The sequence below is a fragment of the Geodermatophilus sp. CPCC 205761 genome, from assembly GCF_051383655.1.
In the GTDB taxonomy this organism is placed as follows: Bacteria; Actinomycetota; Actinomycetes; order Mycobacteriales; family Geodermatophilaceae; genus Geodermatophilus.
In genome coordinates this window covers 24,819-51,136 of the sequence record NZ_JALPKQ010000037.1, presented here as the reverse complement: position 1 = coordinate 51,136, position 26,318 = coordinate 24,819, and the positions used below count along the sequence as shown (strand labels likewise).

Below are 26,318 nucleotides of genomic sequence, written 5' to 3'. Positions count from 1 at the left end.
CAGCCGGGTTCCCCACCCCCGGCGCTTTCCGCGGAAACCGCCGCCGCCACCCCGACGATTTCCGCGGAAGCCGACCGGACACCCGGGGTCGCGGAGCGCTCAGCGGCGGAAGGTGTCTCCGTCGCCCCACGGCGAGAGGCGGAGGCGGCGGGCGTCCGCGTCGAGCGTGCGCACGCCCGCGAGGGCCTCGAGGTCGTCAGCGACCGTGTGGATGAACCGTCCCGACCACTGGTCGAGGCGCCCCTCGGCGATCGCGACGACCCAGCTCACCACCAGTTCGGGGTCGGTCCAGTCCGTCCTGCCCGCCCACATCGGCATGGAACGGGTCATGTCGGTGTCCACGACCCCCGGCGCGAGATCGAAGACCGTGACACCCGTACCGGTCAGTGATTCTGCCAGCGCCTCGGTGATCCGCATGAGGCCGCTCTTCGCCACCGAGTACGCCGAGTAGACCGGCTTGGCGCGCAGCCCCGTACCGCTGGCGAGGTTCACCACCCGTCCCCCGCCGCGCGTGACCATGCCGGGGACAACCGCCCGGCAGGTCAGAAAGGCCCCGCGGATGTGGCTCTCGACGACCCGCCACCACTGCTCGGGGTCGGCCTCCCACAACGGCACCTCGGACGCGTCGATCAGGCCGGCGTTGTTGACCAGCAGGTCGACCCGGCCGAACGCCGCGGTGGCCTGCGCGACGGCGGCCTCCACCGCAGCCCGTTCGGTGACATCGGCGGCCAGGGCGAGGGTGCGCGCGCCGGTGGCCGCGGCGACGTCGTCCATCGCCGCGGCCAGCCGGTCGGCGCCGCGGGCCACCCCGACGACCATCGCGCCGCGGGCGGCCAGGCCGTGCACCAGGTGCCGGCCGATGCCGGTCGACGCGCCCGTGACGAGCGCGACGGTGCCGGACAGCTCAGCCACGGAGCTCGGCACCCGCCCGCTCGGCGGCCGCGGCGACCGCCGCGTCGCGGACCGCGGTCGCCTCCTCGCTGGTGAGTGTGCGGTCCGGTGCCCGCAGGGTCAGCGCGTAGGCCAGCGAGCGGAACCCGGCCGGCACCGGCGGCCCGGTGTAGACGTCGAACAGCCGCAGCGACTCCAGCAGCTCGCCCGCGCCCGCCCGGAGCGCGGCATCCACCTCGGCGGCCGGCACCTCGTCGCGGACCACGAGCGCGAGGTCCAGCAGCACCGGCGGGAAGGTGGAGACGGCCGGGCCGACCGGCACCGACGGGGCCGGCAGCGCGTCGAGGTCCAGCTCCATCACCGAGGTGCGGGCCGGCAGGTCCAGCGCGGTGCACACCCGCGGGTGCAGCTCACCGGCGTGACCGACGACCCGGTCACCCGCCAGCAGCTCGGCGCAGCGCCCGGGGTGCCAGGGCGCCCGCTCGCCCGCCCGGACGGTCAGCTCGACACCGGCGGCTGCGGCGACCTGGCGGGCGGCCTGCACCGCGTCGGCCCAGACCGCGGGACGGCCCGGCCCCCACCAGCCCCGCGGCTCCCGGTTGCCGGCCAGCGCCACGGCGACGTGCCAGGGCTGCTCCGGCACGGCGCCGAGCAGCGCGGCCAGCGTCTCGTCGTCCGGGCGCCGGTCGACGCCGGGCAGCGGGGCGGGACTCCGTTCGGCACCGGGGAAGACCGACCCGTGCTCGAAGAGCGCGAGGTCGCGCCGGCCGCGGGAGAGGTTGCGGGCCAGGGAGGCCAGCAGGCCGGGCAGCAGCGTGGTGCGCAGCGCCGGCTCCTCCTCCGACAGCGGGTTGCGGACGAGGACCACCGCACGCCGCGGGTCGTCGCCGGCCAGGCCGAGCGCGTCGAGGGCCTGCGTCCCGACGAAGGGGTAGGACGGCGCCTCGACGTAGCCGGCCTCGGCGAGGCTCCGGCCGATCGCCCGGCGGCGGCGCTGGTTCTCGGTGAGCCCGCGCCCGGGCGGCGTCGTCGGCAGCACCGAGGGGACGTCGTCGTAGCCGGCGAGCCGGACGACCTCCTCGACCAGGTCGGCGGGGTCGGTGAGGTCCGGTCGCCAGGACGGCGGGGTGACCGTCAGCGGGCCGCCCTCGCCGTCGACCGTGCAGCCGACCTTGGCCAGCAGCTCGACCACCTGGGCCGGCGCGTAGGGGACGCCGGCGACCCGCCCCGGCTGGGCGGCGTCCAGCGGGATGCCGGGGCGCGGGCCGCGGGTGTCGACGTCCACCGGCGTGCCGACGACGCGCGCGCCGCCGTACTCGCCGAGCAGCGCGGCCGCGCGAGCCAGCGCGACCATCGTCATCTCCGGGTCGACGCCGCGCTCGAAGCGCTTGGCCGCCTCGCTGGGCAGCCGGTGCCGGCGGGCGGTCCGGGCCACCCCGGTCGGCTCCCAGTGCGCGGCCTCGAGCAGCACGTTCCGCGTCCCGTCGCCGATCTCGGTGGACGCGCCGCCCATGACCGCGGCCAGGCCGATCGGGCCGGTGTCGTCGGTGATCAGCAGGTCGTCGGGATCCAGCCGGCGGTCGGCGCCGTCGAGGGTGGTGAGCCGCTCCCCCGTCCGGGCCCGCCGGACGACGATCGGCCCGGTCACCCGGTCCCGGTCGAAGGCGTGCATCGGCTGGCCGAGCTCGAGCATCACGTAGTTGGTGACGTCGACGGCCAGCGAGATGCTGCGGACGGCGGACTGCGCCAGCCGGCGGCGCATCCACCACGGGGTCGGCGCGGTCGGGTCCAGGCCCTCCAGCGCGATCATGGAGAAGCGGTCGCAGCGGGCGGGGTCCTCGACGGTGACCGTCCACGCCGGCTCGCCCGACCACGCCGGCGGGGTGGCCGCCCCCGGGTCGCGCCAGTCCACGCCCAGGCCGGTGCCCACCTCACGGGCGATGCCGCGCATCGACAGGCAGTAGCCGCGGTCGGGGGTGACGGCCAGCTCGATCACCACGTCGTCCAGCCCGACGACCGGGCCGGCCGGGGTGCCGGGTGCGGGGGCGTCGTCGCCCAGCACCAGGATCCCGGTGTGGTCCTCGCCGATGCCCAGCTCGCGGACCGAGCAGATCATCCCGTCCGAGAGGCGGTCGTAGGTGGTCCGCGAGGCGATCTCGAAGCCGCCGGGCAGCACCGCGCCGGGCAGCGCGACCACGACGGCGTCGCCGACGACGAAGTTGGTGGCGCCGCAGACGATCCCGCGCGGCTCGCCCTCACCGGTGTCGACCCGGCAGAACCGGATCGGCTTCTTGAACCCGGTCAGCTCCTGGATCTCCAGCACCCGGCCGACGACGAGCGGGCCGGTCACCTCCGCGGCCCGGTGGATCTCCTCCACCTCCAGCCCGAGCCGCACGAAGGCGGTGTCCAGGTCCTCGACGGTGACGCCCCCGGGGAGGTCGACGTGCTCGGCCAGCCAGCCGATGGGGACCCTCACTGCTCCACTCCGAACGCGGTCGTGAACCGGACGTCTCCCTCGACCATGTCGCGCATGTCGGGGACGCCGGAGCGGAACTGCACCGCCCGCTCGATGCCCAGGCCGAAGGCGAAGCCGCTGAACTCCTCGGGGTCGATGCCGCAGGCCACCAGCACCCGCGGGTTGACCATGCCGCAGCCGCCCCACTCGACCCAGCGCGGGCCGTCGCGGTGCTCCGGGAACCAGACGTCGAACTCCGCCGAGGGCTCGGTGAACGGGAAGTACGACGGCCGCCAGCGGGTGATCGCCTCGGCGCCGAACAGCAGCCGGGCCAGGTGGTCCAGCGTGCCCCGCAGGTGCGCCATCGTCAGCCCGCGGTCGACGGCCAGGCCCTCGACCTGGTGGAAGACCGGGGTGTGCGTCGCGTCCAGCTCGTCGGTCCGGTACACCCGGCCGGGCGCGACGACGTAGATCGGCGGCGTGCGGGAGAGCATCGTCCGGGCCTGCACCGGGCTGGTGTGCGTGCGCAGCACCAGGCCGGAGCCCTCGGGGGCGACGAAGAAGGTGTCCATCATCGTGCGCGCCGGGTGGTCGCGGCCGATGTTGAGCGCGTCGAAGTTGAGCCACTCCGCCTCGAGCTCCGGGCCGTCGGCGACCTCGTAGCCCATGCCCACGAAGATGTCGGCGATCCGGTCGGTGAGCGTGGTCAGCGGGTGCCGGGCGCCGCGGGGGATGCGGTCCCAGGGCAGGGTGACGTCGACCCGCTCCTCGGCGAGCACCCGGGCGTCGCGCTCGGCCTCCAGTTCGGCCAGGCGGGCCGCGTGGGCCTCGGTGACGGCGACCCGCGCGGCGTTGACCCGCTTGCCGGCGTCCGACCGCGCGGCCGGCGGCAGCGCGCCCAGCTCGCGGCGAGCCAGCAGCACCGGCGCGCGGTCACCGAGGTGCGCCGGGCGGACCGCGGCCAGCGCCTCGAGGTCAGCCGCCGCGGCGAAGGCCGCCAGCGCGTCGGCGACGGCGGCGCCGAGCGCCTCGGCCGAGAGGGCGGCGACCTGTTTGGGGTCGTAGGGGTCGTTGGCGCCAGACACGGGAGGCCATTCTGCCCGCCCGGCAGCGGCGGCCGCGCCCGGGTTCCGGCCCGCGGCCGCCGGGATCCCGCCATCCACCGGCGCACGTCGGCCAACCCGCCCGGCGCCGCGGTACCGGCCGGAGCCCGGGTGCTAGACACGGAGGAGGGGCACGCGCCGGGCGTGCCGGCTCGGGGGTGGGCGTGGCGGTCCTGCTGGCGCTGGCCAGCGCGGTGGTCTACGGCATGGCCGACTTCTGCGGCGGCCTGGCCACCCGCCGGGCGACGGCGTTCGCGGTGGTGGCCCTCTCCCAGGCCGCCGGGCTGGCCGCGCTGCTGGTCCTGCTGCCCTGGCTCGGCGGCGACCCGGTCGCGGCCGACCTGCTCTGGGGCGCCGCCGCGGGCGTGGCCGGGGCGGCCGGGCTGGTGCTCTTCTACCGGGCGCTCGCCGAGGGCGTGATGAGCGTCGTCGCTCCCGTGACGGCGGTGTCGGCCGCCGCGCTCCCGGTCGTGGTCGGCCTGGGGCTCGGCGAGCGGATGGCGTGGTGGGCGGTGGTCGGCATCGGGCTGGCGCTGGTCGCCGTCGTCCTCGTGGCCGCGGAGGACGGGCTGGGCTCGCTGCGCACCGCCCGGCCGGCCAGCGTGGTGCCGGCGCTGGCCGCCGGCGCCGGGTTCGGGCTGTTCTTCGTGCTGCTCGACCGCACCCGCGAGGCCTCCGAGCTCAGCCCGCTGGTCGGCGCGCGGGTGGTGTCGGTGACGCTGGTCGTCGTCCTGGCCCTGGTGTCACGGCAGTCGTTGCGCATCCCCCGGACCGTGCTGCCGATCGTGCTGGTCGCCGGCCTCGGCGACATGGTGGCCAACGCCCTCTTCCTGCTGGCGGCCCAGCAGGGGCAGCTGGCGATCACCGGGGTGCTGGCCTCGCTCTACCCGGTGAGCACCGTCGTCCTCGCGCAGGTCGTGCTGCGGGAGCGCCTGGCCGGCACCCAGGTGGCCGGGCTGGCCGCCGCGGGCGCCGCCGTCGTGCTCATCACGCTGCCGGCCTGACCTCCCCCGTCCGGGCGAGGACGAACGGCCCGGCTCACCTCCGCGGCCGGAGCTGCCGATGTACCGGCCGTGGCGACCTCCGTTCCCTCGATCGACGACGTCCTGCGCACCGGGACGGTGCGCAGCGTCTTCCAGCCGATCGTCGAGCTCGACACCGGGCGCGTCGTGGCCTACGAGGCGCTCGCGCGCGGCCCGGAGGGGCCGCTGGAGCGACCCGACGCCCTCTTCGCCGCCGCCCGCGCCGCCGGCCGGCTCGCCGACCTGGACGCCGCCTGCCGCGGCGCCGCCCTGCGCGGCGCGGTGCAGCAGGGCCTGCGGGCCCCGATGACCCTGTTCGTCAACGTCGAGCCCGAGGTGCTCGACCGCGCCCCGCTGGCCGACCTGCTCGCCATCGCCTCGGCCGCCCCCGGTGGCCTGCGGGTCGTCCTGGAGATCACCGAGCGGGCGCTGGCCACCCGCCCGGCCGAGCTGCTGCGCACCGTCGAGCGGGTGCGCGCGGTCGGATGGGGGGTGGCGGTGGACGACGTCGGCGCGGAGGCGCTGTCGCTGGCGTTCATGCCGCTGCTGCGCCCCGACGTCGTCAAGCTCGACCTGCGGCTGGTGCAGGAGCGGCCCGGGCCGGCGATCGCCGAGATCATGAACGCGGTGAACGCGCACGCCGAGCGGACCGGTGCGGTCGTGCTCGCCGAGGGCATCGAGCACGCCGGGCACCTGCAGACGGCCCGCGCGCTGGGCGCCACGCTGGGGCAGGGGTGGCTGTTCGGCCGCCCCGGACCCGGTCCGGTGGCCGGCGCCGAGACCGCCGCGCTGACGCTGCCGTCGCAGCGTCCGGACACGCTCACCGACGACGCCGACCGCTCCCCCTTCGGGTGCCTGCCGACCGGCGCCGCGCTGCGCTCGGCCCCCAAGGCGCTGCTGATCGAGCTGTCCAAGCAGCTGGAGCGGGAGGCGCTGCGGCTGGGGCCGGCCTCGGTCGTCGCCGCGACCTTCCAGGAGGCCCGCCACTTCACGCCGTCCACCGTCGCGCGCTACCGGGACCTGGTGGAGCGCACCGGCTTCGTCTGCGCGCTGGGCGAGGGCCTGCCGGTCGAACCGCTCCCTGGCCTCCGCGGCGCCGCGCTCGCGGTCGGCGACCCGGTCCGCGGCGAGTGGGACGTCGCCGTCCTCGGCCCGCACTTCGCCGCCGCCCTGCTCGCCCGGGACCTCGGCGACGGCGGCCCCGACCACGAGCGCCGGTTCGAGTACGCGCTGACCTATGACCGCGAGACCGTCGTCCGGGCCGCGGCGGCGCTGCTCGCCCGGGTCGCGCCGCGGCCGCCGGCCCCGGTGGAGGCCGGGCTCCCCGTCCCGGCCCGGCGCAGCGCCGCCGGGCCGGCCGCCCAGGCCGGCCCGCCGGTCGCCGATCCCGTCTGGCAGCACGCGGTGGCCGCCCTCCCCAGCGGGGTCTGCGTGGTGGACCTGCGGCTGCCCGACCAGCCGCTGGTGTACGTCAACCCGGCTTTCGAACGGCTCGCCGGCCTGCCGCGCGCGGAGCTCCTGGGCCGCAACTGCCGGTTCCTGCAGGGACCGGACACCGACCCGGTCGCGGCCGCCGCGGTCCGGCACGCGGTGGCGGCCGGCGAGGAGTGCCGGGTGACGCTGCTCAACCACCGCGGTCCCGAGCGGACGCCGTGGTGGAACGAGCTGCACCTGACGCCGGTTCCCGGCCCGGACGGCGCGGTCGCGCAGTACATCGGTGTGCAGGTCGACGTCACCGCCCGGGTGGAGGCCGAGCGGGCACTGGCGCGGGAACGCGACCGGGCCCGCGTCCCCGCCTGACCCGGGCCCGGCCTCAGCGCTGGGCGAGCTGGGTCGTGTACAGGCAGATGGCCGCCGCGGCGGCCAGGTTGAGGCTCTCGGCCCGTCCGCGCATCGGGATGCGCACCCGCGCGTCGGCCAGTCCGGCCAGCCCGGCCGGCACGCCGCGGGCCTCGTTGCCGAACAGCCACACCACCGGCCCGGCCAGCCGGCCGTCGGCGGCCACCTCGTCGAGAGCGGCCGCACCCCCGCCGTCGGCGGCCAGGACCGTGGCGCCGGCGGCCTGCAGCCGCGGCAGCAGGTCCGGCAGCGGCGCCCCGCGGACGACGTCGACGTGGAAGAGGCTGCCCGCGCTGGAGCGCACCGCCTTCCCGCCGTAGGGGTCTGCCGAGCCGGCGCCGAAGACGACCGCCCCGGCGCCGCAGGCGTCGGCGGTGCGGAGCACGGTGCCGGCGTTGCCCGGGTCGGCGAGCTCGGCCAGCGCCACCGCCAGCCGCGGCGGCGCCGTCACCAGGGCGTCGGCGGGCACGTCGCGCAGCGCGCAGACCGCGACCAGGCCCTGCGGGGTCACCGTCTCCGAGAGGGAGGCGGCCGCCTTCTCGGTGACCGGCCGCACCGGCACGGGAGTGGCGGCCAGCAGATCGGCGTGCGCGGCGGCGGCGGCCTCGGTGGCGAACACCTCCCGGACCCCGGTGGGGTCGGCCAGCGCCTCGGCGACGGCCTGCCGGCCCTCGGCGAGGAAGAGGCCTGCGGCGTCGCGGCCGCTGCGCCTGGTCAGCTTGCGCGCGGCCACGATCCGCGCCGACCGCTCGGTGAGCGGCTCGCTCATCGCCGTCCCTCTCCAGACGCCGACGCCGCCGGTGCCGGTCCACGCGGGACCGGCACCGGCGGCGTCGGGGTGGTGCGGTGCCTGCTCAGGCGGCCTGGCCGCCGGCCGGGGCGGCGGCGACCGCGGCGCGCGCGGTCTCCACCAGGGCGGCGAAGGCGGCCGGCTCGTTGACGGCCAGCTCGGCCAGCACGCGGCGGTCGAGCTCGATGCCGGCCAGCTTGAGGCCCTGCATGAACCGGTTGTAGGTCATGTCGTTCTGGCGCGCCGCGGCGTTGATGCGGGTGATCCACAGCTTGCGGAAGTCACCCTTGCGCACCTTGCGGTCGCGGTACTGGTAGGTGGCCGAGTGGAGGATCTGCTCCTTGGCCTTGCGGTAGAGCCGGGACCGCTGGCCCCGGTAGCCACTGGCGGCCTCGAGGGTCGTCCGGCGCTTCTTCTGGGCGTTGACCGCCCGCTTCACGCGTGCCACGTGAGTGCTCCTGTCTTCTCGTTAGGGGGGCGCTCAGAGGCCCAGCAGCTTCTTGATGTTCCTGGTGTCGGCCGGCGAGATGAGCTGGTCGGAGTCCAGCCGGCGCTTGCGACGCGAGGACTTGTGCTCGAACTTGTGCTGGTTGTTGGCCTGCTCACGCATGAGCTTCCCGGTGCCCGTGACGCGGATCCGCTTCACGGTGCCCTTGTGGGTCTTCTGCTTCGGCATGTCCTCGGTCCTCGCTCGTGTGTGTCGGCGCCGCGCGGCAGCGCTCAGCTGCCGCGACGGCGCCGGCCGTCTCGGTGGTGCGGTCCTGCGGTGGCGCCCGGTTCAGGCCTGCGGGGCCTGCTCCTCGGCTGCCTGCTTCTCCGCCTTCGCCGTGCGGCGCGCGGTGTCGGTGGCCGCCTGGTTCCGGTGCGGGGCGATCACCATGACCATGTTGCGGCCGTCCTGCTTGGGGTTGGACTCGACGACGCCGAGCTCGGCGACGTCGGCGGCCAGCCGCTGCAGCAGCCGGTAGCCCATCTCCGGACGGGACTGCTCCCGGCCGCGGAACATCACGGTGATCTTGACCTTGTCGCCGCTCCGCAGGAAGCGCTCGACGTGGCCCTTCTTGGTCTCGTAGTCGTGCGGGTCGATCTTCAGGCGCAGCCGCATCTCCTTGATGACGGTGAGCGCCTGGTTCCGCCGGGCCTCGCGGGCCTTCTGGGCGGACTCGTACTTGAACTTCCCGTAGTCCATGAGCTTCGCAACCGGCGGCCGGGCCATGGGCGCGACCTCGACGAGGTCGAGTTCGGAGTCCTGGGCCAGGCGCAGCGCCTCGCCGATCGGCACGATGCCGACCTGCTCGCCCTCCGGGCCGACCAGGCGGACCTCGGGGACGCGGATACGGTCGTTGATGCGGGGCTCGGTGATGGCCTCTCCTCTGCTGTTGCACGGGAGGAGCTGCACCCGACCGGATTCCGGAGAGAACGAAGGCCCCGTGAGCGTCTGCTCACGGGGCCCACTCGCCGGGGTGCGCGAGCCGTCGGGCTCGCGCGCGCCGCGGCAGACCAGCCGGTCTGCCGCGATCCGGGAACCTGGGCGTCTTGACGACGCCAGGTGGGAGCGGGCTCCTCTTGGTCAGCGGCCCGGGGCGGGGCCGCTGGGTGGTTCGCGCGCCTCGGTGTAGCGGGGAGGCACGCCCATGCTACAGCGATGCGGCGGGCCGGGTCATTCCCAGGGGTCGTGCAGCAGCGGCGGCGGGGCCGGCTGCACGGCGAGGGCGGCCGCGTGCAGGGCCCGCAGCCCCTCGACCGCGACCGCCGCACGCTCGCCGTCGGCCGCCTGGATCGCCAGCACGGCGAACTCGTCGTCGTTGGTGAGCCGCAGCGTCGCCCACCGGAACCGCTCGTCGAAGCGGACCGCGCGGACCGCGGTCCAGGGCAGGGTGCGCTCCCCCAGGACGTTGCGCACGCGGATGCCGTCGGCGTCTGCGTCGACCCGGGGCCGGCCCAGGGCGAGCAGGCCCGCGCCCAGGACCACGCCGAGGCCGACCACCGCCCACCGGTCGGCGGTCGTGTAGAAGACGACGCCGGAGTCCGACGCCGGCAGCGTCAGCCCGACGTAGGCCAGGACGGCGACGACGACGGCGGCCGCGACGGCGCAGGCCAGCCGCCAGCGACGCGGGACGGCGGAGACGGCGGGCGGGGCGGGCGACGGCACGCGCCCATGGTCCCAGGCCGCGCCCGCCGGGCGGGCTGGCAGAGTGCCTCGACGTGGAGGTCACCGGCACCGCGCAGCACCAGGCCTGGCAGGACCGGACGTTGCCGCCGGTCGAGGAGGTCGGCCCGGGGCTGTGGTCGATCCCCGTCCCCATCCCGGACAACCCGCTCCGCTACGTCACCAGCTACGTCTTCGCCCTGGCCGGCGGCGGGCTCGGGATGCTCGACACCGGCTGGGACAGCGAGGAGGGCTGGACGGCGCTGTGCGCCGGGCTGGCCGCCATCGGCGGCGCGGTCACCGACGTCCGGGGCGTGCTGGTCAGCCACATGCACTTCGACCACATCGGCCAGGCCGCGCGGGTGCGGGCGGCCTCCGGCGCCTGGGTCGCGCTGCACCCCGCCGACGCCGCGGCCGTGGAGCACCTGACCCAGGGCGACGCCGCGGAGCTCGTGGCCAACGAGGTGGCGTTCCTGGTGTCCCTCGGCGCCGATCGGGAGGAGGCGCGGTCCGACGTCGGCACGCCCGAGGCCATGTCGAGGTACTCCACCGCCGCGCGCCCCGACCGGCTGCTGGAGGACGGCGACCTGGCCGACCTGCCGGGGTGGTCGCTGCGCGCGGTCCACACACCGGGGCACACACCCGGTCACCTCTGCTTCGCCGAGGAGCGCACCGGGCTGTTCTTCTCCGGCGACCACGTGCTGCCCCGGATCAGCCCCAACGTGTCCTCGACGTCGGGCGGCCTGGCCGACCCGCTGCGGGACTACCTGCGCTCGCTGGAGGCCGTCGGGGAACGGGAGGTCGCCGAGGTGCTGCCCGCGCACGAGTGGCGCTTCCGCGGGCTGGCCGACCGGACCCTCCAGCTGCGCGAGCACCACGAGCACCGGCTGGCCGAGCTGCTGGCCGCCGTCCGGGACCACCCGCACAGCACGCCGTGGCAGCTGGCCGGCCTCCTCACCTGGTCGCGGCCGTGGGACCAGTACGCCCGGCGGATGCGGATCTTCGCGGTCACCGAGACCGACGCCCACCTGCGGCTGCTGGCCAGCCGGGGCCTCGTCGTCGGGTCCGGCGGTGCGGTGCCGACGTGGACCGCGTCGGCCCGCTGAGCGCCGTCCCGGCGATCGCCGCGCGGGTGCGGGCCGCCGGCCCCCGGCTCGGGCGGACCCGGCTGGTCTGCGTGGACGGGCCGGCCGGGTCGGGCAAGACCACGCTGGCCGGCCGGCTGGCGGCCGAGCTCGGCGGCACCGTCGTCCACATGGACGACCTGTACGCCGACTGGTCGCTCACCGGCGCCTTCGCCCGCCTCGCCGCGGGCGTGCTGCGCCCGCTGGCCGGGGACTCCCCCGGCGCCTACCACCGCTACGACTGGGCCGCCGGCCGCTTCGAGGCCGAGCCGACGACCGTCCCGCCCGGCGGGGTGCTCGTCGTCGAGGGCTGCGGCAGCTGCCCGCGCGCGGTCGACCCGTGGGCGGTGCTGCGGATCTGGGTGGAGGCGCCGGCCGACGTGCGGCTGGCCCGCGGCCTGGCCCGGGACGGCGCCGCGTTCGCGCCGGAGTGGCGAAGCTGGCAGGGCACCGAGGCGACCGCGTTCGCCGCGGAGTGCACCCGGGAACGTGCCGACATCCGCCTCGACGGCACCGCCGGACCGGGCTGAACGGCCCCCACGCGCCGCCGTACCTGGGACGACACATGCCCGCAACGAGGACGACGCACCATGGGGGGCGCCGGCCGGCACGCGGACCGGCCGTGCAGACGTACGACCAGGGGGATGCCCGTGAGTGAGACCGCGCCCGAGGCCGACGGCGAGCTGTTGCCGCTGGCCGGCTACACCGTCGCGGTCACTGCTGCCCGCCGTCGCGAGGAGCTCGGCGCGCTGCTGGCCCGCCGTGGCGCCCGGGTGGTGTACGCACCGGCGATCCGGATCGTCCCGCTCGCCGACGACACCGAGCTGGTGGCCGCGACCCGCCAGGTCCTCGAGCGGCCGGTCGACCTCGTCGTCGCCACCACCGGCGTCGGGTTCCGCGGCTGGCTGGAGGCCGCCGACGCCTGGGACCTCCCCCTCGTCGCGCACCTGACCGGCACCCGGGTGCTGGCCCGTGGTCCCAAGGCCCGCGGGGCGATCCGCGGCGGCGGGCTGATCGACGCCTGGTCGCCGGCGTCCGAGTCGTCGGCGGAGGTGCTCGAGCACCTGCTGTCGGGCGCGGAGGGTCCGCTGGCCGGTCGGCGGATCGCCGTCCAGCTGCACGGCGACCCGCTGCCGGAGTTCGTCGACGCGCTGCGGGCCGCGGGCGCGGACGTGCTGACCGTGCCGGTCTACCGCTGGGTGCTGCCCGAGGACGTCGGCCCGGTGCGCCGGCTGGTGGGCGCGATCGTCGCCGGCGGGATCGACGCGGTGACCTTCACCAGCGCGCCGGCCGCGGCCAGCCTGCTGACCGTCGCCGAGGAGCTGGGGCAGCGGGAGGACCTGGTGGCCGCGCTGAGCGGCGGCGTCCTCGCGGTGGCGGTGGGTCCGGTGACCGCCGGGCCGCTGGAGTCGGTGGGGATCCCGTCGGTGCAGCCGGAGCGCTCGCGGCTGGGCGCGCTGGCGCGGGAGGTGGTCGCCCGGCTGCCGGAGCGCGACCCGGTCCTGCGGGTCGGGGAGCACGACGTCCAGGTGCGCGGCCACGCGGTGGTCGTGGACGGCCGGCTGGTGGAGCTCGCGCCCGGTCCGATGGCGGTGCTGCGGGCGCTGGCCGCGCGGCCGGGTGCGGTGGTGTCCCGCCCGGAGCTGGTGCGGGGGCTGCCCGGCGGCGGCGACGGGCACGCGGTGGAGATGGCCGTGACCCGGCTGCGTGCCGCGCTGTGTGCGCCGCTGGTCGAGACCGTCGTGAAGCGCGGCTACCGGCTCAAGCTCTGAGCCCGCTGCCGCGCCCGCGCTCCCCCGTTGATCATGGGGTTGTTGCCGGCGACACGCGAGGACACGCCGCGCGGGCCGGCAACAACCCCATGATCACGGCGGCTCAGACGCCGGCCATCGGGGCCCGCGGGCGCAGGTAGACCACCCAGGTGACGACCAGGCACGCGACGTAGAAGGCGATGAACACCAGGTAGGCGGAGTCGCCGGTGCCGGTGGTCAGGAACGACTGGCGGAAGGCCAGGTTGACCAGCACGCCGCCGAAGGCACCGACCGCGCCGGCGATCCCGATCAGCGCACCCGACATCCGCAGCGCGTGCCGGTCGGCGGCCGCGCCGTCCCCGCCGTCGGCCACCTGCTGCTGCGCCTGGGTCCGGAAGATCGCCGGGATCATCTTGTAGGTCGAGCCGTTGCCGATGCCGCTGAGCACGAACAGCGTGACGAAGCCGACGACGAACAGCGGCAGCGACTCCAGCTGGCTCGCCGTCCACACGGTCGCGGCGCCGAGGGCCATGGCGACGAAGTTCCAGAAGGTGATGCGGGCGCCGCCGAAGCGGTCGGCCAGCGAGCCGCCGAGCGGGCGGATCAGCGAGCCCAGCAGCGGGCCCAGCCAGGTGAGGGCGGCCGCGGCCAGCGGGGTGGCGAAGTCGGCGGTGAACTGGTTCTGCAGCACCTGGCCGAAGGCGAACCCGAAACCGATGAACGAGCCGAAGGAGCCGATGTAGAGGAACGACATGATCCAGGTGTGCGGCTCGCGGGTCGCCTCCCGCATCGCGCGGGGCTGGTTGCGCGCCGTCGTCAGGTTGTCCATGAGCAGCGCCGCACCGATGGCGGCGGCCACGATCAACGGGATGTAGACGAGCAGCACCAGCCGCGGGTACTGGGCGCCGACGGTGGCCAGCACGAGCAGGCCGACGAGCTGGATCACCGGGACGCCGAGGTTCCCGCCGCCGGCGTTGAGGCCGAGCGCCCAGCCCTTGAGCCGGTCGGGGTAGAAGGCGTTGATGTTGGCCATCGAGCTGGCGAAGTTGCCGCCGCCCACACCGGCCAGGCAGCTGACCACCAGCAGCGTCGTGTAGGAGACGCCGGGCTCCAGGACGACGGCGGTCGCGATCGTCGGCACGAGCAGCAGCGAGGCGCTGACGATGGTCCAGTTGCGCCCGCCGAACCGGGCGACGGCGAAGGTGTACGGCAGCCGGACGAAGGCGCCCAGAGCGGTCGGCAGCGTGGTCAGCAGGAACTTCCCGGCCGGGTCGATGCCGTACACCGCCTCGGGCAGGAACAGCACGAGCACCGACCACAGGCTCCAGATGGAGAAGCCGATGTGCTCGGAGAAGACGGAGAAGAACAGGTTGCGGCGAGCGACCGGCTTGCCGGTGGACTCCCAGAAGGCGGGGTCCTCCGGGCGCCAGTCGTCGATCCAGCGGCCCGACGAGCGGGCCGGGGCGGCGACCGGCGCGGTCGTCGGCGGAGCGGTGGGGGTGGGGGCGGCCATGGCACCGACGGTGGCTGCCGGTCGTTCCCCGGCCGTTGCTGCCGGGATGAACTCGTGTTCCGTTGTGCTCACCGTCGCTGACCCGCTGTGGTGAGGGCGCCGTCCACCGGGTGCACGGGCGGCACCGGACCGGCGAAGATCACCGCGTGACCGCCACCGAGGACTCCCCCGCCACCGGCCGTGCCCTGCTGGAGGCCGGCGCGGTGGTCGCCGGCTCGATGAGCCGGGCCGCGGCCGCGGTGGTCTTCCCCGGCTCGGGGCCGGCGACGGCGGTCCGCCTGGACGACCGGCTGGCCGGCACCCTCCGGACGGCGGCCGAGGGGGCCGCGGCGCTGGCACTGCCGCGCGAGCGCGCCCGCGCCGGCGCCGCCCTGGCCTTCGCCGTCGAGCACGGCGCGTCGCTGGCGCAGGGCGGCCGGCGGCTGCGCGACGACGACTTCTTCACCCCGCGGGCCGGCGGGCGGTCCCCGGCCGACGAGGTGGCCGAGGCGGTCGTCGCCGCGGCCTGCCGGTCGGTCGAGGAGCGCCGGGTGCGGCACCTGGGCTACCTGCTGGCCGAGGTGGCCGCCTCGCCCGACCTCGACGTCGCGCTGGTGGACCGCGCGCTGCGGCTGGCCGCCGGGCAGTCCTGGCGGCAACTGACCCTGCTGGCCGGCGTCGGCCGAAGCGACCGGCTGCCGCTGCCGATGACCCCGCTGGCCGACGACCCGCGGGCGTGGACGGCCTGGGGCGCCCGGGAGGACGTGGCCGACCTGCAGCGCGCCGGCCTGGTCGACCCGCCCCCGGCCCAGCCTCGGCCCGGCGGCGCGGCGCTGCCCCGGCTGCGCCCGGCCGACCTGCGGCTGACCCGCCGGGGCGTGCTGGTGCACCGGCTGCTGGCCCTGGGCTTCGTGCGGGACGACGAGGTCGCCGCCGCGCTGGCCGACCTCGGCTAGCGCCCTCCTGACCTCCGTCGCGCCACGAGCACGGTGTCCGGCACCGCGTTGCCGGTCCGCTCGGCGGCCTCCGGGTCGCGGTCGCGGGTCTCGGTGACGACGTCGGTCCACTCCGCGGGGTCGAGGACCGCCGCGACGTCCTCGGCGGTGTAGAACGCGTCGGGGTCGTGCTGGTGCAGGTGTCCCTGGCCGCGCTCGCCATCGTCCCCGTGCTCGCCATGGCCGTGGCCGGCGCCCTCGTCGAGCAGGTGGCCGACGACGAGGAGGGTCCCGCCCGGCGCGACGGCGGCGGCGAGCCGCCGGAACAGCGCCGAGCGCTCGGCTCCGCTCGAGTGCAGGTAGTGCGCCGTGACCAGGTCGAACCCCGCCTCGGGCGGCGTCCAGGCGCCCAGATCGGCGTGCAGCCACTCGATCCGGTTGCCGAGGCCACGGGCGGCGGCCAGCGCAGCGGCGCGCTCCAGCGCGACGGTCGAGAAGTCGACCGCGGTGACCCGCCAGCCCCGCTCGGCGAGCCACTGGGCGTCGCCGCCCTCCCCGGAGCCGGCGTCCATCGCCGCGCCGGGCCGCAGCTCGCTCGCCTCGACGACGAGCTGGCGGTTCGGGCGGCCGCTCCACAGCGCCGGAGCCGAGCGGTAGAGCTCATCGTACGACTCGCGGTCGGACGCCCTCATGCCGCCACGCTCCGGTGCGCCGCGACGGCCGAGCGGGCGTCCTCGGCCACGAGATCCGCGTTGATCATGGCGCCGGCCCGCATCCCGGCGGCGGCGGCGACCACGACCTGCGCGCTGAGATCGGAGACGTTGCCCGCCACCCACACGCCCGGCACGGAGGTCGCTCCGGTGGGGTCCGCCGGCACGGCGCTGCCGACGACGGAGCCGCCCATCTCCTGGTCCACCGCCGAGGCGCCCAGGGACTCCAGCACGCCGGCGCGTGCGGTGAAGCGCGGTGCCACGACCAACGCCGAGCGCGGAACCACCTCACCGGTGACGAGCCGGACGCCGGTGAGCCGGTCGTCGGTCACCTCGATCCCGGTCACCTCACCGTCGACCATCCGGACGCCCCGGGCAGCCAACTGCTCGGCCTGCTCCGGTGCGAGCCCGGGCCCGGTGTGCCGGAAGAAGACGACGTCCTCACTGAGCTGCCGGAACAGCAGCGCCTGGTGCACCGCGTTCGGACCGGTTGCCAGGATGCCGACGGCCTGGTCGCGCACCTCCCAGCCGTGGCAGAACGGACAGTGCAGCACGTCGCGCCCCCACCGCTCGGCCAGCCCGGGTAGCTCGGGCAACTCGTCGACGAGGCCGGTCGTGACCAGCAGCCGACGTGCCGACACCTCCCGATCGCCGTCGAGGGCCACGCGGAACGTCCCGTCGTCCTCCCGCCGCGCGGCGGTGACCACGCCGTCGACGACCACCCCTCCGTAGCCGACCAGTTCAGCCCGTCCGTCGGCGAGCAGGTCGGCGGGGCGAGCGCCCTCCCGGCCCAGGTAGTTGTGCACGCCGGACGCCGGCGCGTTCCGCGGTTGCCCCGCGTCGACGACCAGCACCGTGCGCCGCGACCGCGCCAGGGCCACGGCTCCGCTCAGCCCTGCGGCGCCACCACCGATCACCACGACGTCGTATCCACTCATGCCACCACGGTGCACCGCCCGTAGCTGCTCCGACAACTAGCCTTGCTGACATGGCAAAGACGGCGGACCTCCCCCTCGACGACGTCCTCGACTCGGTCGGTCCGCGGCTGCGGTCGCTGCGCACGGAGCACGGCATGACGCTGGCCGCGGTCTCGAGCGCCACCGGCATCTCGGTGAGCACCCTCTCTCGGCTGGAGGCCGGGCAGCGCAAGCCGACGCTGGAACTGCTGCTCCCCCTGGCGCGGGCGTTCCAGGTGGGGCTCGACGAGCTGGTCGACGCCCCGGCCGCCGGCGACCCCCGCGTGCACCAGAGCCCGTTCGAACACGACGGCGTGACCATGGTGCCGCTGACCCGGCAGAGCGGCGGGCTGCAGGCCTACAAGCAGACGTTCCCGCCGAAGTCGCGGGTCGGGGACGTGGAACAGAAGACGCACGAGGGGTTCGAGTGGATGTACGTGCTCTCCGGGCGACTGCGGCTGCTGCTCGGCCGTCGGGACTTCGTGCTCTCCGCGGGCGAGGTGGTCGAGTTCGACACCCGCGTGCCGCACTCCTTCTCCAACCCGTTCCCGGAGCCGGCCGAGGTGCTCACCCTGTTCGGCCCACAAGGGGAACGCATGCACGTGCGGGCCCGGCCCGCGGGGCGCTGACCCGGGCACGTTGTCCACCTCCGGGCGCCGTGCCAGCATGCGGCTGTGCCCGGCTCCGCAGCCGCCCGGCTGGCCCGGCTCGCCGACGGCTACCTGGTCACCCAGCTGCTGCACGTCTGCGTCGCCCTGGGCGTGCCGGACGCCCTGGCCGCCGGCCCCCGCAGCGCCGACGAGCTCGCCGGCGAGGTCGGGGCCGTGCCCGGGCCGCTGCACCGGGTCCTGCGCGGGCTGGCCGCCGAGGAGGTGCTCGACGAGCTCCCCGACGGCCGGTTCGCCCTGACGGAGACCGGCGCGTGGCTGCGCAGCGGGACGCCGGACTCGCTGCGCGGGGCGGTGACCGCGCGTGCCGAGCTGTACTACGAGGCGGCCGTCGGGCTGCTCGCCGCCGTCCGGGACGGCGGCACGCCCTTCGACGCCGTCCACGGCCGGTCGTTCTTCGAGCACCTGGCCGCCGCACCCGAGCGGCTGGCGGCCTTCCGGGCGTCGATGGCCGACCGGTCCGCGCGGGAGGCCGGCGCGGTGGTCGCCGCCTACGACGTGACCCCGTTCGCGTCGGTCGTCGACGTCGGCGGCGGCAGCGGGACCCTGCTGCGCGCCATCCGCGAGCGGATCCCGGCCGCCGACGTCGTGCTGTTCGACCAGCCCGGCGTGGTGGCGGACTCCGACCTGCCCGCGGTCGGTGGCGACTTCTTCACCGCGGTGCCCGGCGGAGCCGACGCCTACGTCCTGTCCCGCGTGCTGCACGACTGGGACGACGACGACGCGCGGCGCGTGCTGCGGACCTGCCGCGCGGCGATGCGACCGGACTCGGTGCTGCTCGTCGTCGAGGCCGTGCTGCCCGGGCGCGCCGTCGACGACCCGGCCGCGGTGCGCATGGACCTGCACATGCTGGTCCTGCTGCACGGCCGGGAGCGGACCGCGGCCGAGTACGCCGCCCTGCTCGACGCGGCGGGGCTGCGCCTCACGCGCGACGTCCCGACCGGCGCCGGGGTGCACGTGCTCGAGGCGCGGCCCGCCTGACGACCGTCCCCCGCGTGATCATGGGTTGTCGACGCCGACACAGGCGGACACTCCGCGGAGGGCGGCGACGACCCCATGATCACGAGCGGTCGCCGCTACACCTCGACGACCAGGAGCCCGTCGACCTCGCGGACCGAGTACACCCGCACCGCGGCGGCGCCGGACGTCGCGGCGCCGTCGGACCACCGGTAGGCGTACAGGTGCAGCGGGCAGACCAGCACGTCGACGTCGGTCTGCCCGTCGGCGAGCGGTCCGCCGGCGTGCGGGCAAGCCGCCTGGGTGGCGTGCAGCGAGCCGTCGCGCAGCCGGAACACGGCGACCTGCACCTCCCCGGCGACGAACGCCCGGCCCTCCCCCGGCGGCACCTCCTCGACGCGGCCCACGGCGTGCTCGGTCGTCGTGCGCATGTCGGTGAGGCTCATCGGACCGGCACCTTCGGCAGCGGGATCAGCGGGAGGGACGGGCGGAACTGGCCGGGCGTGGCCGGCTCGGCGGCGTCCTGGCCCCACGGGTCGGTGTAGGCGTCGATCGACCGCTGCATGTTCGCGTCCAGCTCGGCGACGATGCCCTCGCTGTCCTCCAGCAGCACCTGCTTGATCTTCTCCAGCCCGATGCGGGGCACGAAGTCGTAGGTGCGCTCGAGCCAGTTGGCGTTCTCCCGGTAGTACTGCATGAACCGGCCGGCGAGGGTCACCACCGCCTCCGGGGAGTCCACGGTGGCCAGCAGGTCGCCCTTGCGGACGGTGGCCCCGGCGGCGCCGCCGACGTAGACCTCCCACTTCCCGTTGCCGACCGCCACGACGCCGACGTCCTTGACGTAGGCCTCGGCGCAGTTGCGGGGGCAGCCGACGACGGCGAGCTTCATCTTCGCCGGGCTCTCGATGCCCTGGAACCGGCTCTCCAGGTCGATGCCGAGCTGGGTGGAGTCACCGAGGCCGAACCGGCAGAAGTCGCTGCCCACGCAGGTCTTCACCGTGCGCATGCTCTTGCCGTAGGCGTACCCCGACGGCATGCCGAGGTCCGACCACATCGCCGGCAGGTCCTCCTTGCGGACGCCGAGCAGGTCGATCCGCTGGCCGCCGGTCACCTTGACCATCGGCACCTCGTACTTCTCGGCGACGTCGGCGATCCGGCGCAGCTGGGCCGGGGTGGTGACGCCGCCCTTCATCTGCGGGACGACGGAGAACGTGCCGTCGCGCTGGATGTTGGCGTGCACCCGGTCGTTGATGAACTCGCCGTCCTTCTCGGGCACGAAGTCGTGCCCCCACAGCATCTTCAGCAGCGAGGTCAGGCCCATCTTCGACTTCGCGTCGTCCTTGCCGCCGGGGGCGAGCGCGGCGAAGACGGCCGAGACGCTGCGGAGGTCCTGCTCCCGGATGGCGGCGATGAGCTCGGGCTTGGCCAGCGGGATGCCCGGGACGTACCAGGACGCCGACGGGTCCTCGGTCAGGTCGCCGTCGGCGGCCCACTCCACGATCTGCTTGACCAGCGACTTGCAGGAGCCGCAGCCCTTGCCGGCGCGGGTGCGGTCCATGACCCCGCCGAGCGCGGTGCACCCGTCGGCGACGACGTCGCAGATCGCGCCCTTCGTGACGCCGTTGCAGTTGCACACCTGGGTGGTGGCCGGCATCTCGGCGACGCCGACCTCCTCGGCCCCGTCGGAGAGGTCGACCAGCAGCCGGATCCGCTCCTCGGGCAGCGGCGCCCCGCGGTCGAAGGCCTGGGTGAGGAACGCGACCTTGCGGGTGTCCCCGAGCAGCGTGGCGCCGACCAGCTTGTCGTCGCGGATGACCACCGACAGGTGCACCCCGCGCTTGGGCTCGGAGATCACCAGGAACTCGTCGTCGTCCCGCTCGGGGGTGTTGATGCCCATGACCGCGACGTCGACGCCGGCCACCTTGAGCTTCGTCGCCGTCCGGCTGCCGTGGTACTCGGCGTCGGGGTCGGTGCCGGTGAGGACGTCGGCCAGCACCTTCGCGTGCTCCCAGGCCGGGGCCACGAGGCCGTAGACCTCGCCGCGGTGCTGGGCGCACTCGCCGATCGCGTACACGTCCGGGTCGTCGGTGCGCAGCTGGTCGTCGACGACGATGCCGCGCTCCACCTCCAGACCGGAGCGGACGCCGATGTCGGTGCTCGGCCGCACGCCGGCGGCCACGACGAGCAGGTCGGCGTCGATCCGCCGTCCGTCGGCGAGCCCCACCCCCTCGACGTGGCCGGCGCCGAACACCTCGGTGGCGAAGACGTCGAGGTGGACGCTGATCCCGAGTGACTCCACGCTCTTCTTGAGGATGGCGCCGGCCTCGGCGTCGAGCTGCATGTTCATCAGGTACGGCATCGCGTGCACGAGGTCGACCTGCAGCCCGTGGCCCTGCAGGGCGCGGGCGGCCTCCAGCCCCAGAAGGCCGCCGCCCATGACCACGGCCTTCCGGCACCGGCCGACGGCGTCGAGCATCGCGCGGGTCTCGTCGATGGTGCGGAACCCGTAGACGCCGGGCAGCAGCTCGCCGTCCTCGGCCCGGACACCCTTCATCGGCGGGATGAACGAGTAGCTCCCGGTGGCCAGCACGAGGTGGTCGTAGGGCGTGAGCGTGCCGTCGGCGGCGTGGACGACCTTGGCGGCGGTGTCGATCCGCTCGGCGCGGACGCCCGCCCGCAGGGTGACGCCGTTGTCGGCGTACCAGTCGTGGCTGTTGAGGACGATGTCGTCCTCGTGCTCCTCGCCGGCCAGCACAGGCGACAGCATGATCCGGTTGTAGTTGCCGTGCGGCTCGTCGCCGAAGACGGTGATCCGGAACTGCTCGCCGCCGCCCCGCTCGAGCACCTCCTCCACGAAGCGGGCGCCGGCCATGCCGTTGCCGACGACGACCAGCGAGGCGCGGTCGTCGAACTCGTCGACGTCGAACCGGAACGAGGTCAGCCCCTCCGGGCGACCGCCGAGGACGGCCGTCATCAGACCTCCACCAGCCCGAGGTCGACCACGAGCTCGCCGGTGACGCCGACCGGCGCGGCGGCGTGCAGCTCGACCAGCGTGCCGCCGGGCAGGTCCTCGACCACCCGGAGCGGGACGTGCACGTCGCCCTTGGCGCCGATCGGGAACCACCGCATCGGGACCCCGTCGCGCAGGAGGAGCGCGTAGACCAACTGGTCGGTGGAGTTGCCCCCGCGGAAGTACAGCGCCTGCGCGCTGGCGCCGTTGGGCACGGTGTAGCGCAGCGCGGGGTCGACCGGGCCGGGCTTGGCCAGGCCCTCGCCGGTGATCGGGTAGACGCCTTGCAGGAAGCGTGGGGTGCTCTTCACGCGGGGGGTCCTCCTTCGGGACGGTTGCCGTGGTTCCGGCGTCGGGGACAGCTCGTGGGGGCGGGTCTCGGGCTGGGTGGCGGCGTCGGGGGCGGGCAGGCTCTCGACGGGCCCGGCGACGCGGGTGACCGCGACCGCGCAGACCTTGAAGGCGGGCATCCGGCTGACCGGGTCGAGTGCCGGGTCGGTGAGCGCGTTGGCCGACGACGCACCGCCCCAGTGGAAGGGCGCGAAGACGACGTCGGGCCGGATGTCGTCGGTCAGGTGCGCCGAGAAGCGGGCGCGGCCGCGGCGGGTGGCCAGCTCGACGACGTCGTCCGGGCCGATGCCGAGCCGGCGGGCCAGGTCGCGGTGCAGCTCGGCGCGCGGCAGCGGCGCGATCAGGTTCAGGCTCCGGGAGCGGCGGGTCTGGGTGCCCGACTGGTACTGCGCGAGCACCCGGCCGGTGGTGAGCACGTACGGGTACTCGGCGTCGGGGCGCTCGTGCGCCTCGACGTGCTCCACCCGCAGGAACCGCGCGCGGCCGTCGGGGGTGGCGAACCGCTCGGCGAACAGCCGCGGGGTGCCGGGGTGCCGGGGGCCGTCGCCGGCCGGCGCCGGGCAGGGCCAGAAGACGCCTTGCTCCTCGTCGATCCGGCGGTAGCTGATGCCGGAGTAGTCGGCCGCTCCCCCGGCGCTGGCCCGGCCGAGCTCGGCGAAGACCGTCTCCGGGTCGGCGGAGAACTTGTCGCCCGCACCCAGCCGCGCCGCCAGCTCGGCGAGCAGCTGCAGGTCGTCGCGGACGCCGGCGGGCGGGTCGAGGGCGCGACGACGGCGGATGACCCGCCCCTCGAGGTTGGTCATGGTGCCGTCCTCCTCGGCCCACATGGCGCTGGGCAGGACGACGTCGGCGAGCTCGGCGGTCTCGGAGAGGAAGAAGTCGCTGACGGCGAGGAAGTCCAGGTCGCGCAGCCGGCTGACGACCCGGCGGGCGTCAGGGGCGGAGACCGCGACGTTGGAGGCGAGCACCAGCATCGTCCGCACCCCGCCCTCGGTGCCGAGCGCGTCGAGCAGCTCGAAGGCGCTGCGCCCGGGTGCGGGGATGTCGTCGGGGTCGATGCCCCAGACCGCCGCCACGTGGGCGCGGGCCGCGGGGTCGGTGATCTTCCGGTACCCGGGCAGCTGGTCGGCCTTCTGCCCGTGCTCCCGGCCGCCCTGCCCGTTGCCCTGGCCGGTGACCGTGGCCCAGCCGCTGCCCTCCCGGCCGGGCAGACCGAGGGCCAGCGCCAGGTTGATCCACGCCTGGGCGGTGTCGGTGCCGCTGCGGTGCTGCTCGGCGCCGCGGGCGGTGAGCACGATCGCCCGCTCGGCGCGGGCCAGGGCGAAGACGGTGCGCCGTTGGTCCTTGACCGGGACACCGGTCAGCCGCTCCACGCGGTCCGGCCAGTACGCGGCCACCCCGGCGCGGACGTCGTCGAACCCGGTGGTGCGCGCGGCCACGTAGGCCTCATCGACCAGGCCCTCGGCGATCGCGATGTGCAGCAACCCGTTGGCCAGGGCCAGGTCGGTGCCGGGGAGCGCCTGCAGGTGCAGGGCGGCGTTGCGGGCGGTCGCCGTCCGCCGGGGGTCGACGACGACGTGCTGCGCCCCGCGGGCCCGCCCCTCGTCGAAGTACTGCATCGCCGGCGGCATCGTGTCGGCGGGGTTGGAGCCGACCAGCACGACGACGTCGGCGGCGGCGATGTCGGCCAGCGGGAACGGCATCCCGCGGTCCAGGCCGAACGCGCGGAGCGCCGCGCCCGCCGCCGACGACATGCAGAACCGGCCGTTGTAGTCGATGGCGGAGGTGCGCAGCGCGACCCGGGCGAACTTGCCGAACTGGTAGGCCTGCTCGTTGGTCAGCCCACCCCCGCCGAAGCAGCCGACGGCGTCGCGGCCGTGCGTCGCCTGGGTCCGCTCGATCGCGGCCACCACGCGGCCGAGCGCCTCGTCCCAGGTCGACTCCACGAGCGGGCTGGTGCGGTCGCCGGGCACGGCGCGGACCAGCGGGCGGGTCAGTCGCTCCGGGTGGTCGAGCAGCTCGGTCGCCGACCAGCCCTTGGAGCACAGGCCGCCGCGGTTGGTCGGGAAGTCGGCCGGCTGGAGGGTGGCTGGGCGGTCGCCGGCGGTCATCGTGATCCCGCACTGCAGCGAGCAGTAGGGGCAGTGCGTCTGCGTGGTGCGGGTGCGCGGGCCCACTCCTGCCAGGACTCCGGGGAGAGCGGTCGCGGTCACGGGACGAGCGTCGGCGACCCCCGTTTCTCGTCGGCGGCACCGGCGTCAAGCCTGGGTTCCGGGGCCCTCACACCCTCCGGCGGCGGCGTGTGCGGTCTGGCCTCCGGTGCGTGACCTGCGTTACAAAGCCGTGTCCCGTCCGTGGGTGACGGGACGCCCGACACCGAGGTCAGGAGAGACCATGCCCGTCGACCCCCAGGTCCAGGCCCTGCTCGCCGCCATGGAGGCGCAGGGCGCCCCGGACATCTCGCAGCTGTCGGTGTCCCAGGCACGGGACATGGCGAACTCGTTCCGCGAGATGCAGGGCGACCTCGTGCAGGTCGCCGCGGTGGGCGACCGCACCGTGCCCGGGCCCGCCGGGTCGCTGCCCGTCCGCATCTACCGGCCGAACGGCTCCCCGCGGGGCGCAATCGTCTACTTCCACGGCGGCGGCTGGGTGATCGGCAACATCGAGGTGGTCGACGCCCCCTGCCGGGCGCTGGCCGACGCCACCGGCTGCGTGGTCGTCTCCGCGCAATACCGGCTGGCGCCGGAGTCGGCCTACCCGGCGGCCGCCGACGACTGCTACGCGGTGACCGCGTGGGTCGCCGAGCACATCGACGAACTGGGCACCGAGCCCGCCGGCCTGGTCGTCGCGGGCGACAGCGCCGGCGGCAACCTGGCCGCCGTCGTCGCGCTGATGGCCCGGGACAGGGGCGGCCCGGCGATCGCGCTGCAGGCGCTGATCTACCCGGTCACCGACCTGGCGTCGATGGAGACCGACTCCTACCGGGACAACGGCGAGGGCTACCTGCTGACCGCCGACACGATGCGCTGGTTCCGCGACCACTATGTCCCCGACGAGGCCCGGCGCAGCGAGCCCTACGCCTCCCCCGCCCGCGCCGAGGACCTCTCCGGCCTGCCGCCCGCATTCGTCGCCACCATGGAGTTCGACCCGCTGCGCGACGAGGGCGAGCGGTACGCCGAGCTGCTGCAGAAGGCCGGCGGGACGGCCACCGTCCGCCGCTACGACGGGCAGATCCACGGGCTGTTCTGGCTGGGTGGCATGTGCGACCGCTACAGCGGGCTGATCGAGGACCTCGCGAAGGAGGTCAAGGCGGCGCTCGGCTGACCCGCTCCCGGGCGGCCGGCGCGGTCCCGTCGGCCGCCCGGGGCGGGCCGGGTGGTGGGATGAGCGGGTGACCGGACCGGGGACGACCGTGCAGATCGGGGCCCCGTCGGTCCGCCCCGCCGAGCAGCGCGACGTGCCGCGGATCGCCGCCACGCTCACCGTCGCCCTCGCCGACTCGCGGTGGGCCCGGTGGGCGCTGCCGGAGGACGGGCGGGTGCAGCGGCTCACCCGGCTGCACGAGCTCGACGCCGGCCACCGCGCCGTCTCGGCCGGCACCGGCTGGGTCACCGAGGACGTCACCGCCGTGGCCGCCTGGGAAGCCCCGGCCGGCGCGGCCGGCACCCGGCCGGTGCCCGCCGACGTCCGCGCCGCGCTGGCCCGCGAGCTCCCGCACATCACCGGTCCGTGCGCCGACCGGGTGGCGCGCACCCGCGAGCTGCTCGACGCCGCCCGCCCGGCCGGGCCGCACTGGTGGCTGGCCCACCTGGGCACCCGGCCCAGCAGCCGGCGCCGCGGCTACGGCGGCGCGCTGCTGGCGCCGGTGCTCGAGCGCTGCGACGCCGAGGGGACGCCGGCCGCGGCCGCGGTCTGGACCTGGGCCGGCGTGCGGTTCCTGCGGAAGTCCGGCTTCGACGTCGACCGCGAGCTGCAGACGGCCGACGGGGCGCTGCGGATCTGGCTGGTCGTCCGCCCCCCGGCGACCTGACCGGGAGGCGGGTGTCGATCCGGGGCTCCCCCGTTCGTACAGGGGGTGAGCGGCCGGCGAGGGGCCGGCCGCCGACCCGAGGAGG

The 26,318-nt window shown here is 75.7% G+C and carries 24 protein-coding genes; 10 read left to right on the top strand and 14 right to left on the bottom strand.

The window, feature by feature from the left end; all coding sequences use genetic code 11:
* Positions 1-99 precede the first annotated feature (99 nt).
* From MY526_RS19930 to pheS, 3 genes are read right to left on the bottom strand one after another with little or no spacing between them, the layout of a single operon-like run.
* Positions 100-912 (bottom strand): SDR family NAD(P)-dependent oxidoreductase, encoded by an 813-nt coding sequence (locus MY526_RS19930; RefSeq protein ID WP_436704901.1) that lies wholly within the window; start codon positions 910-912, stop codon positions 100-102.
* On the bottom strand, positions 905-3,367 hold the full coding sequence (gene pheT, locus MY526_RS19925; protein WP_436694604.1) for a phenylalanine--tRNA ligase subunit beta: 2,463 nt from the start codon (positions 3,365-3,367) through the stop codon (positions 905-907). Before pheT ends, MY526_RS19930 begins: the two co-directional genes overlap by 8 nt.
* Complete coding sequence (pheS, locus tag MY526_RS19920; protein WP_436704900.1) at positions 3,364-4,431, bottom strand: phenylalanine--tRNA ligase subunit alpha; 1,068 nt, start codon at positions 4,429-4,431, stop codon at positions 3,364-3,366. The genes pheT and pheS overlap by 4 nt, the downstream gene beginning before the upstream one ends.
* A gap of 182 nt (positions 4,432-4,613) precedes the next feature.
* On the opposite strand from pheS, the gene MY526_RS19915 reads away from it, so the two are divergent.
* The gene (locus MY526_RS19915) at positions 4,614-5,453 is read left to right on the top strand and encodes an EamA family transporter (protein WP_436694602.1); all 840 of its coding nucleotides are present in this window, start codon (positions 4,614-4,616) and stop codon (positions 5,451-5,453) included.
* A 69-nt stretch (positions 5,454-5,522) separates the two neighbouring features.
* Positions 5,523-7,271 (top strand): EAL domain-containing protein, encoded by a 1,749-nt coding sequence (locus tag MY526_RS19910; RefSeq protein WP_436704899.1) that lies wholly within the window; start codon positions 5,523-5,525, stop codon positions 7,269-7,271.
* Between the two features lie 13 nt (positions 7,272-7,284).
* Here MY526_RS19910 and MY526_RS19905 read toward each other — a convergent pair whose 3' ends face one another.
* From MY526_RS19905 to MY526_RS19885, 5 genes are all read right to left on the bottom strand, one after another.
* On the bottom strand, positions 7,285-8,079 hold the full coding sequence (locus MY526_RS19905; protein ID WP_436704898.1) for a TrmH family RNA methyltransferase: 795 nt from the start codon (positions 8,077-8,079) through the stop codon (positions 7,285-7,287).
* A gap of 85 nt (positions 8,080-8,164) precedes the next feature.
* Complete coding sequence (gene rplT / locus MY526_RS19900; RefSeq protein ID WP_091156068.1) at positions 8,165-8,548, bottom strand: 50S ribosomal protein L20; 384 nt, start codon at positions 8,546-8,548, stop codon at positions 8,165-8,167.
* A 33-nt stretch (positions 8,549-8,581) separates the two neighbouring features.
* Positions 8,582-8,776: a 50S ribosomal protein L35 gene (rpmI, locus tag MY526_RS19895; RefSeq protein WP_436694599.1), complete on the bottom strand. Its 195-nt coding sequence runs from the start codon at positions 8,774-8,776 to the stop codon at positions 8,582-8,584.
* 102 nt (positions 8,777-8,878) lie between these two features.
* The gene (infC, locus tag MY526_RS19890; protein WP_436694598.1) at positions 8,879-9,499 is read right to left on the bottom strand and encodes a translation initiation factor IF-3; all 621 of its coding nucleotides are present in this window, start codon (positions 9,497-9,499) and stop codon (positions 8,879-8,881) included.
* Positions 9,500-9,760: 261 nt separating this feature from the next.
* On the bottom strand, positions 9,761-10,252 hold the full coding sequence (locus tag MY526_RS19885; protein ID WP_436704897.1) for a PH domain-containing protein: 492 nt from the start codon (positions 10,250-10,252) through the stop codon (positions 9,761-9,763).
* Between the two features lie 53 nt (positions 10,253-10,305).
* Here MY526_RS19885 and MY526_RS19880 point away from each other — a divergent pair, with 53 nt between their 5' ends.
* The 3 genes from MY526_RS19880 (at position 10,306) to MY526_RS19870 (ending at position 13,145) form a co-directional block, all read left to right on the top strand.
* On the top strand, positions 10,306-11,355 hold the full coding sequence (locus tag MY526_RS19880) for an MBL fold metallo-hydrolase (protein ID WP_436694596.1): 1,050 nt from the start codon (positions 10,306-10,308) through the stop codon (positions 11,353-11,355).
* Positions 11,334-11,903: a uridine kinase family protein gene (locus MY526_RS19875; protein WP_436694595.1), complete on the top strand. Its 570-nt coding sequence runs from the start codon at positions 11,334-11,336 to the stop codon at positions 11,901-11,903. The genes MY526_RS19880 and MY526_RS19875 overlap by 22 nt, the downstream gene beginning before the upstream one ends.
* 120 nt (positions 11,904-12,023) lie before the next feature.
* Positions 12,024-13,145: a uroporphyrinogen-III synthase gene (locus MY526_RS19870; protein WP_436694594.1), complete on the top strand. Its 1,122-nt coding sequence runs from the start codon at positions 12,024-12,026 to the stop codon at positions 13,143-13,145.
* A gap of 103 nt (positions 13,146-13,248) precedes the next feature.
* Here the strand turns inward: MY526_RS19870 and MY526_RS19865 are convergent, their stop codons facing one another.
* On the bottom strand, positions 13,249-14,637 hold the full coding sequence (locus tag MY526_RS19865) for a nitrate/nitrite transporter (protein ID WP_436694593.1): 1,389 nt from the start codon (positions 14,635-14,637) through the stop codon (positions 13,249-13,251).
* Positions 14,638-14,783: 146 nt separating this feature from the next.
* On the opposite strand from MY526_RS19865, the gene MY526_RS19860 reads away from it, so the two are divergent.
* A complete protein-coding gene (locus MY526_RS19860; RefSeq protein WP_436704896.1) occupies positions 14,784-15,572 on the top strand; it encodes a hypothetical protein in 789 nt (262 codons plus the stop codon).
* Here MY526_RS19860 and MY526_RS19855 read toward each other — a convergent pair.
* Positions 15,569-16,243: a class I SAM-dependent methyltransferase gene (locus tag MY526_RS19855; protein ID WP_436694591.1), complete on the bottom strand. Its 675-nt coding sequence runs from the start codon at positions 16,241-16,243 to the stop codon at positions 15,569-15,571. The genes MY526_RS19860 and MY526_RS19855 overlap by 4 nt on opposite strands.
* Positions 16,240-17,199 carry an NAD(P)/FAD-dependent oxidoreductase gene (locus tag MY526_RS19850; protein WP_436694590.1) on the bottom strand — a complete coding sequence of 320 codons (960 nt, stop codon included), beginning with the start codon at positions 17,197-17,199 and terminating at the stop codon, positions 16,240-16,242. Before MY526_RS19850 ends, MY526_RS19855 begins: the two co-directional genes overlap by 4 nt.
* Before the next feature lie 50 nt (positions 17,200-17,249).
* On the opposite strand from MY526_RS19850, the gene MY526_RS19845 reads away from it, so the two are divergent.
* Both MY526_RS19845 and MY526_RS19840 read left to right on the top strand, forming a co-directional pair.
* Positions 17,250-17,846, top strand: a complete 597-nt coding sequence (locus tag MY526_RS19845) for a helix-turn-helix domain-containing protein (protein ID WP_436694589.1) — start codon at positions 17,250-17,252, stop codon at positions 17,844-17,846.
* A gap of 45 nt (positions 17,847-17,891) precedes the next feature.
* Complete coding sequence (locus MY526_RS19840; RefSeq protein ID WP_436704895.1) at positions 17,892-18,866, top strand: methyltransferase; 975 nt, start codon at positions 17,892-17,894, stop codon at positions 18,864-18,866.
* Between the two features lie 95 nt (positions 18,867-18,961).
* Here the strand turns inward: MY526_RS19840 and MY526_RS19835 are convergent, their stop codons facing one another.
* The 3 genes from MY526_RS19835 to MY526_RS19825 are packed head-to-tail and all read right to left on the bottom strand — an operon-like array spanning position 18,962 to position 24,416.
* Complete coding sequence (locus tag MY526_RS19835; protein WP_436704894.1) at positions 18,962-19,288, bottom strand: Rieske (2Fe-2S) protein; 327 nt, start codon at positions 19,286-19,288, stop codon at positions 18,962-18,964.
* Positions 19,285-21,816, bottom strand: coding sequence for a nitrite reductase large subunit NirB (gene nirB / locus MY526_RS19830; RefSeq protein ID WP_436694586.1), 2,532 nt, complete (start codon positions 21,814-21,816; stop codon positions 19,285-19,287). The genes MY526_RS19835 and nirB overlap by 4 nt, the downstream gene beginning before the upstream one ends.
* A complete protein-coding gene (locus tag MY526_RS19825; RefSeq protein ID WP_436704893.1) occupies positions 21,816-24,416 on the bottom strand; it encodes a molybdopterin oxidoreductase family protein in 2,601 nt (866 codons plus the stop codon). Before MY526_RS19825 ends, nirB begins: the two co-directional genes overlap by 1 nt.
* Before the next feature lie 181 nt (positions 24,417-24,597).
* Here MY526_RS19825 and MY526_RS19820 point away from each other — a divergent pair, with 181 nt between their 5' ends.
* Together MY526_RS19820 and MY526_RS19815 are read left to right on the top strand one after the other, a co-directional pair.
* Positions 24,598-25,527 (top strand): alpha/beta hydrolase, encoded by a 930-nt coding sequence (locus MY526_RS19820; protein ID WP_436704892.1) that lies wholly within the window; start codon positions 24,598-24,600, stop codon positions 25,525-25,527.
* Positions 25,528-25,594: 67 nt separating this feature from the next.
* Positions 25,595-26,233 (top strand): GNAT family N-acetyltransferase, encoded by a 639-nt coding sequence (locus MY526_RS19815; protein ID WP_436704891.1) that lies wholly within the window; start codon positions 25,595-25,597, stop codon positions 26,231-26,233.
* Positions 26,234-26,318: the final 85 nt, after the last annotated feature.

Coding starts and splice junctions, on each gene's coding strand:
- MY526_RS19905 (WP_436704898.1), bottom strand. CDS start 8,079: ATGAGCGAGCCGCTCACCGAGCGGTCGGCGCGGATCGTGGCCGCGCGC.
- rpmI (WP_436694599.1), bottom strand. CDS start 8,776: ATGCCGAAGCAGAAGACCCACAAGGGCACCGTGAAGCGGATCCGCGTC.
- MY526_RS19865 (WP_436694593.1), bottom strand. CDS start 14,637: ATGGCCGCCCCCACCCCCACCGCTCCGCCGACGACCGCGCCGGTCGCC.
- MY526_RS19855 (WP_436694591.1), bottom strand. CDS start 16,243: ATGAGGGCGTCCGACCGCGAGTCGTACGATGAGCTCTACCGCTCGGCT.
- MY526_RS19850 (WP_436694590.1), bottom strand. CDS start 17,199: ATGAGTGGATACGACGTCGTGGTGATCGGTGGTGGCGCCGCAGGGCTG.
- MY526_RS19845 (WP_436694589.1), top strand. CDS start 17,250: ATGGCAAAGACGGCGGACCTCCCCCTCGACGACGTCCTCGACTCGGTC.
- MY526_RS19835 (WP_436704894.1), bottom strand. CDS start 19,288: ATGAGCCTCACCGACATGCGCACGACGACCGAGCACGCCGTGGGCCGC.
- nirB (WP_436694586.1), bottom strand. CDS start 21,816: ATGACGGCCGTCCTCGGCGGTCGCCCGGAGGGGCTGACCTCGTTCCGG.
- MY526_RS19820 (WP_436704892.1), top strand. CDS start 24,598: ATGCCCGTCGACCCCCAGGTCCAGGCCCTGCTCGCCGCCATGGAGGCG.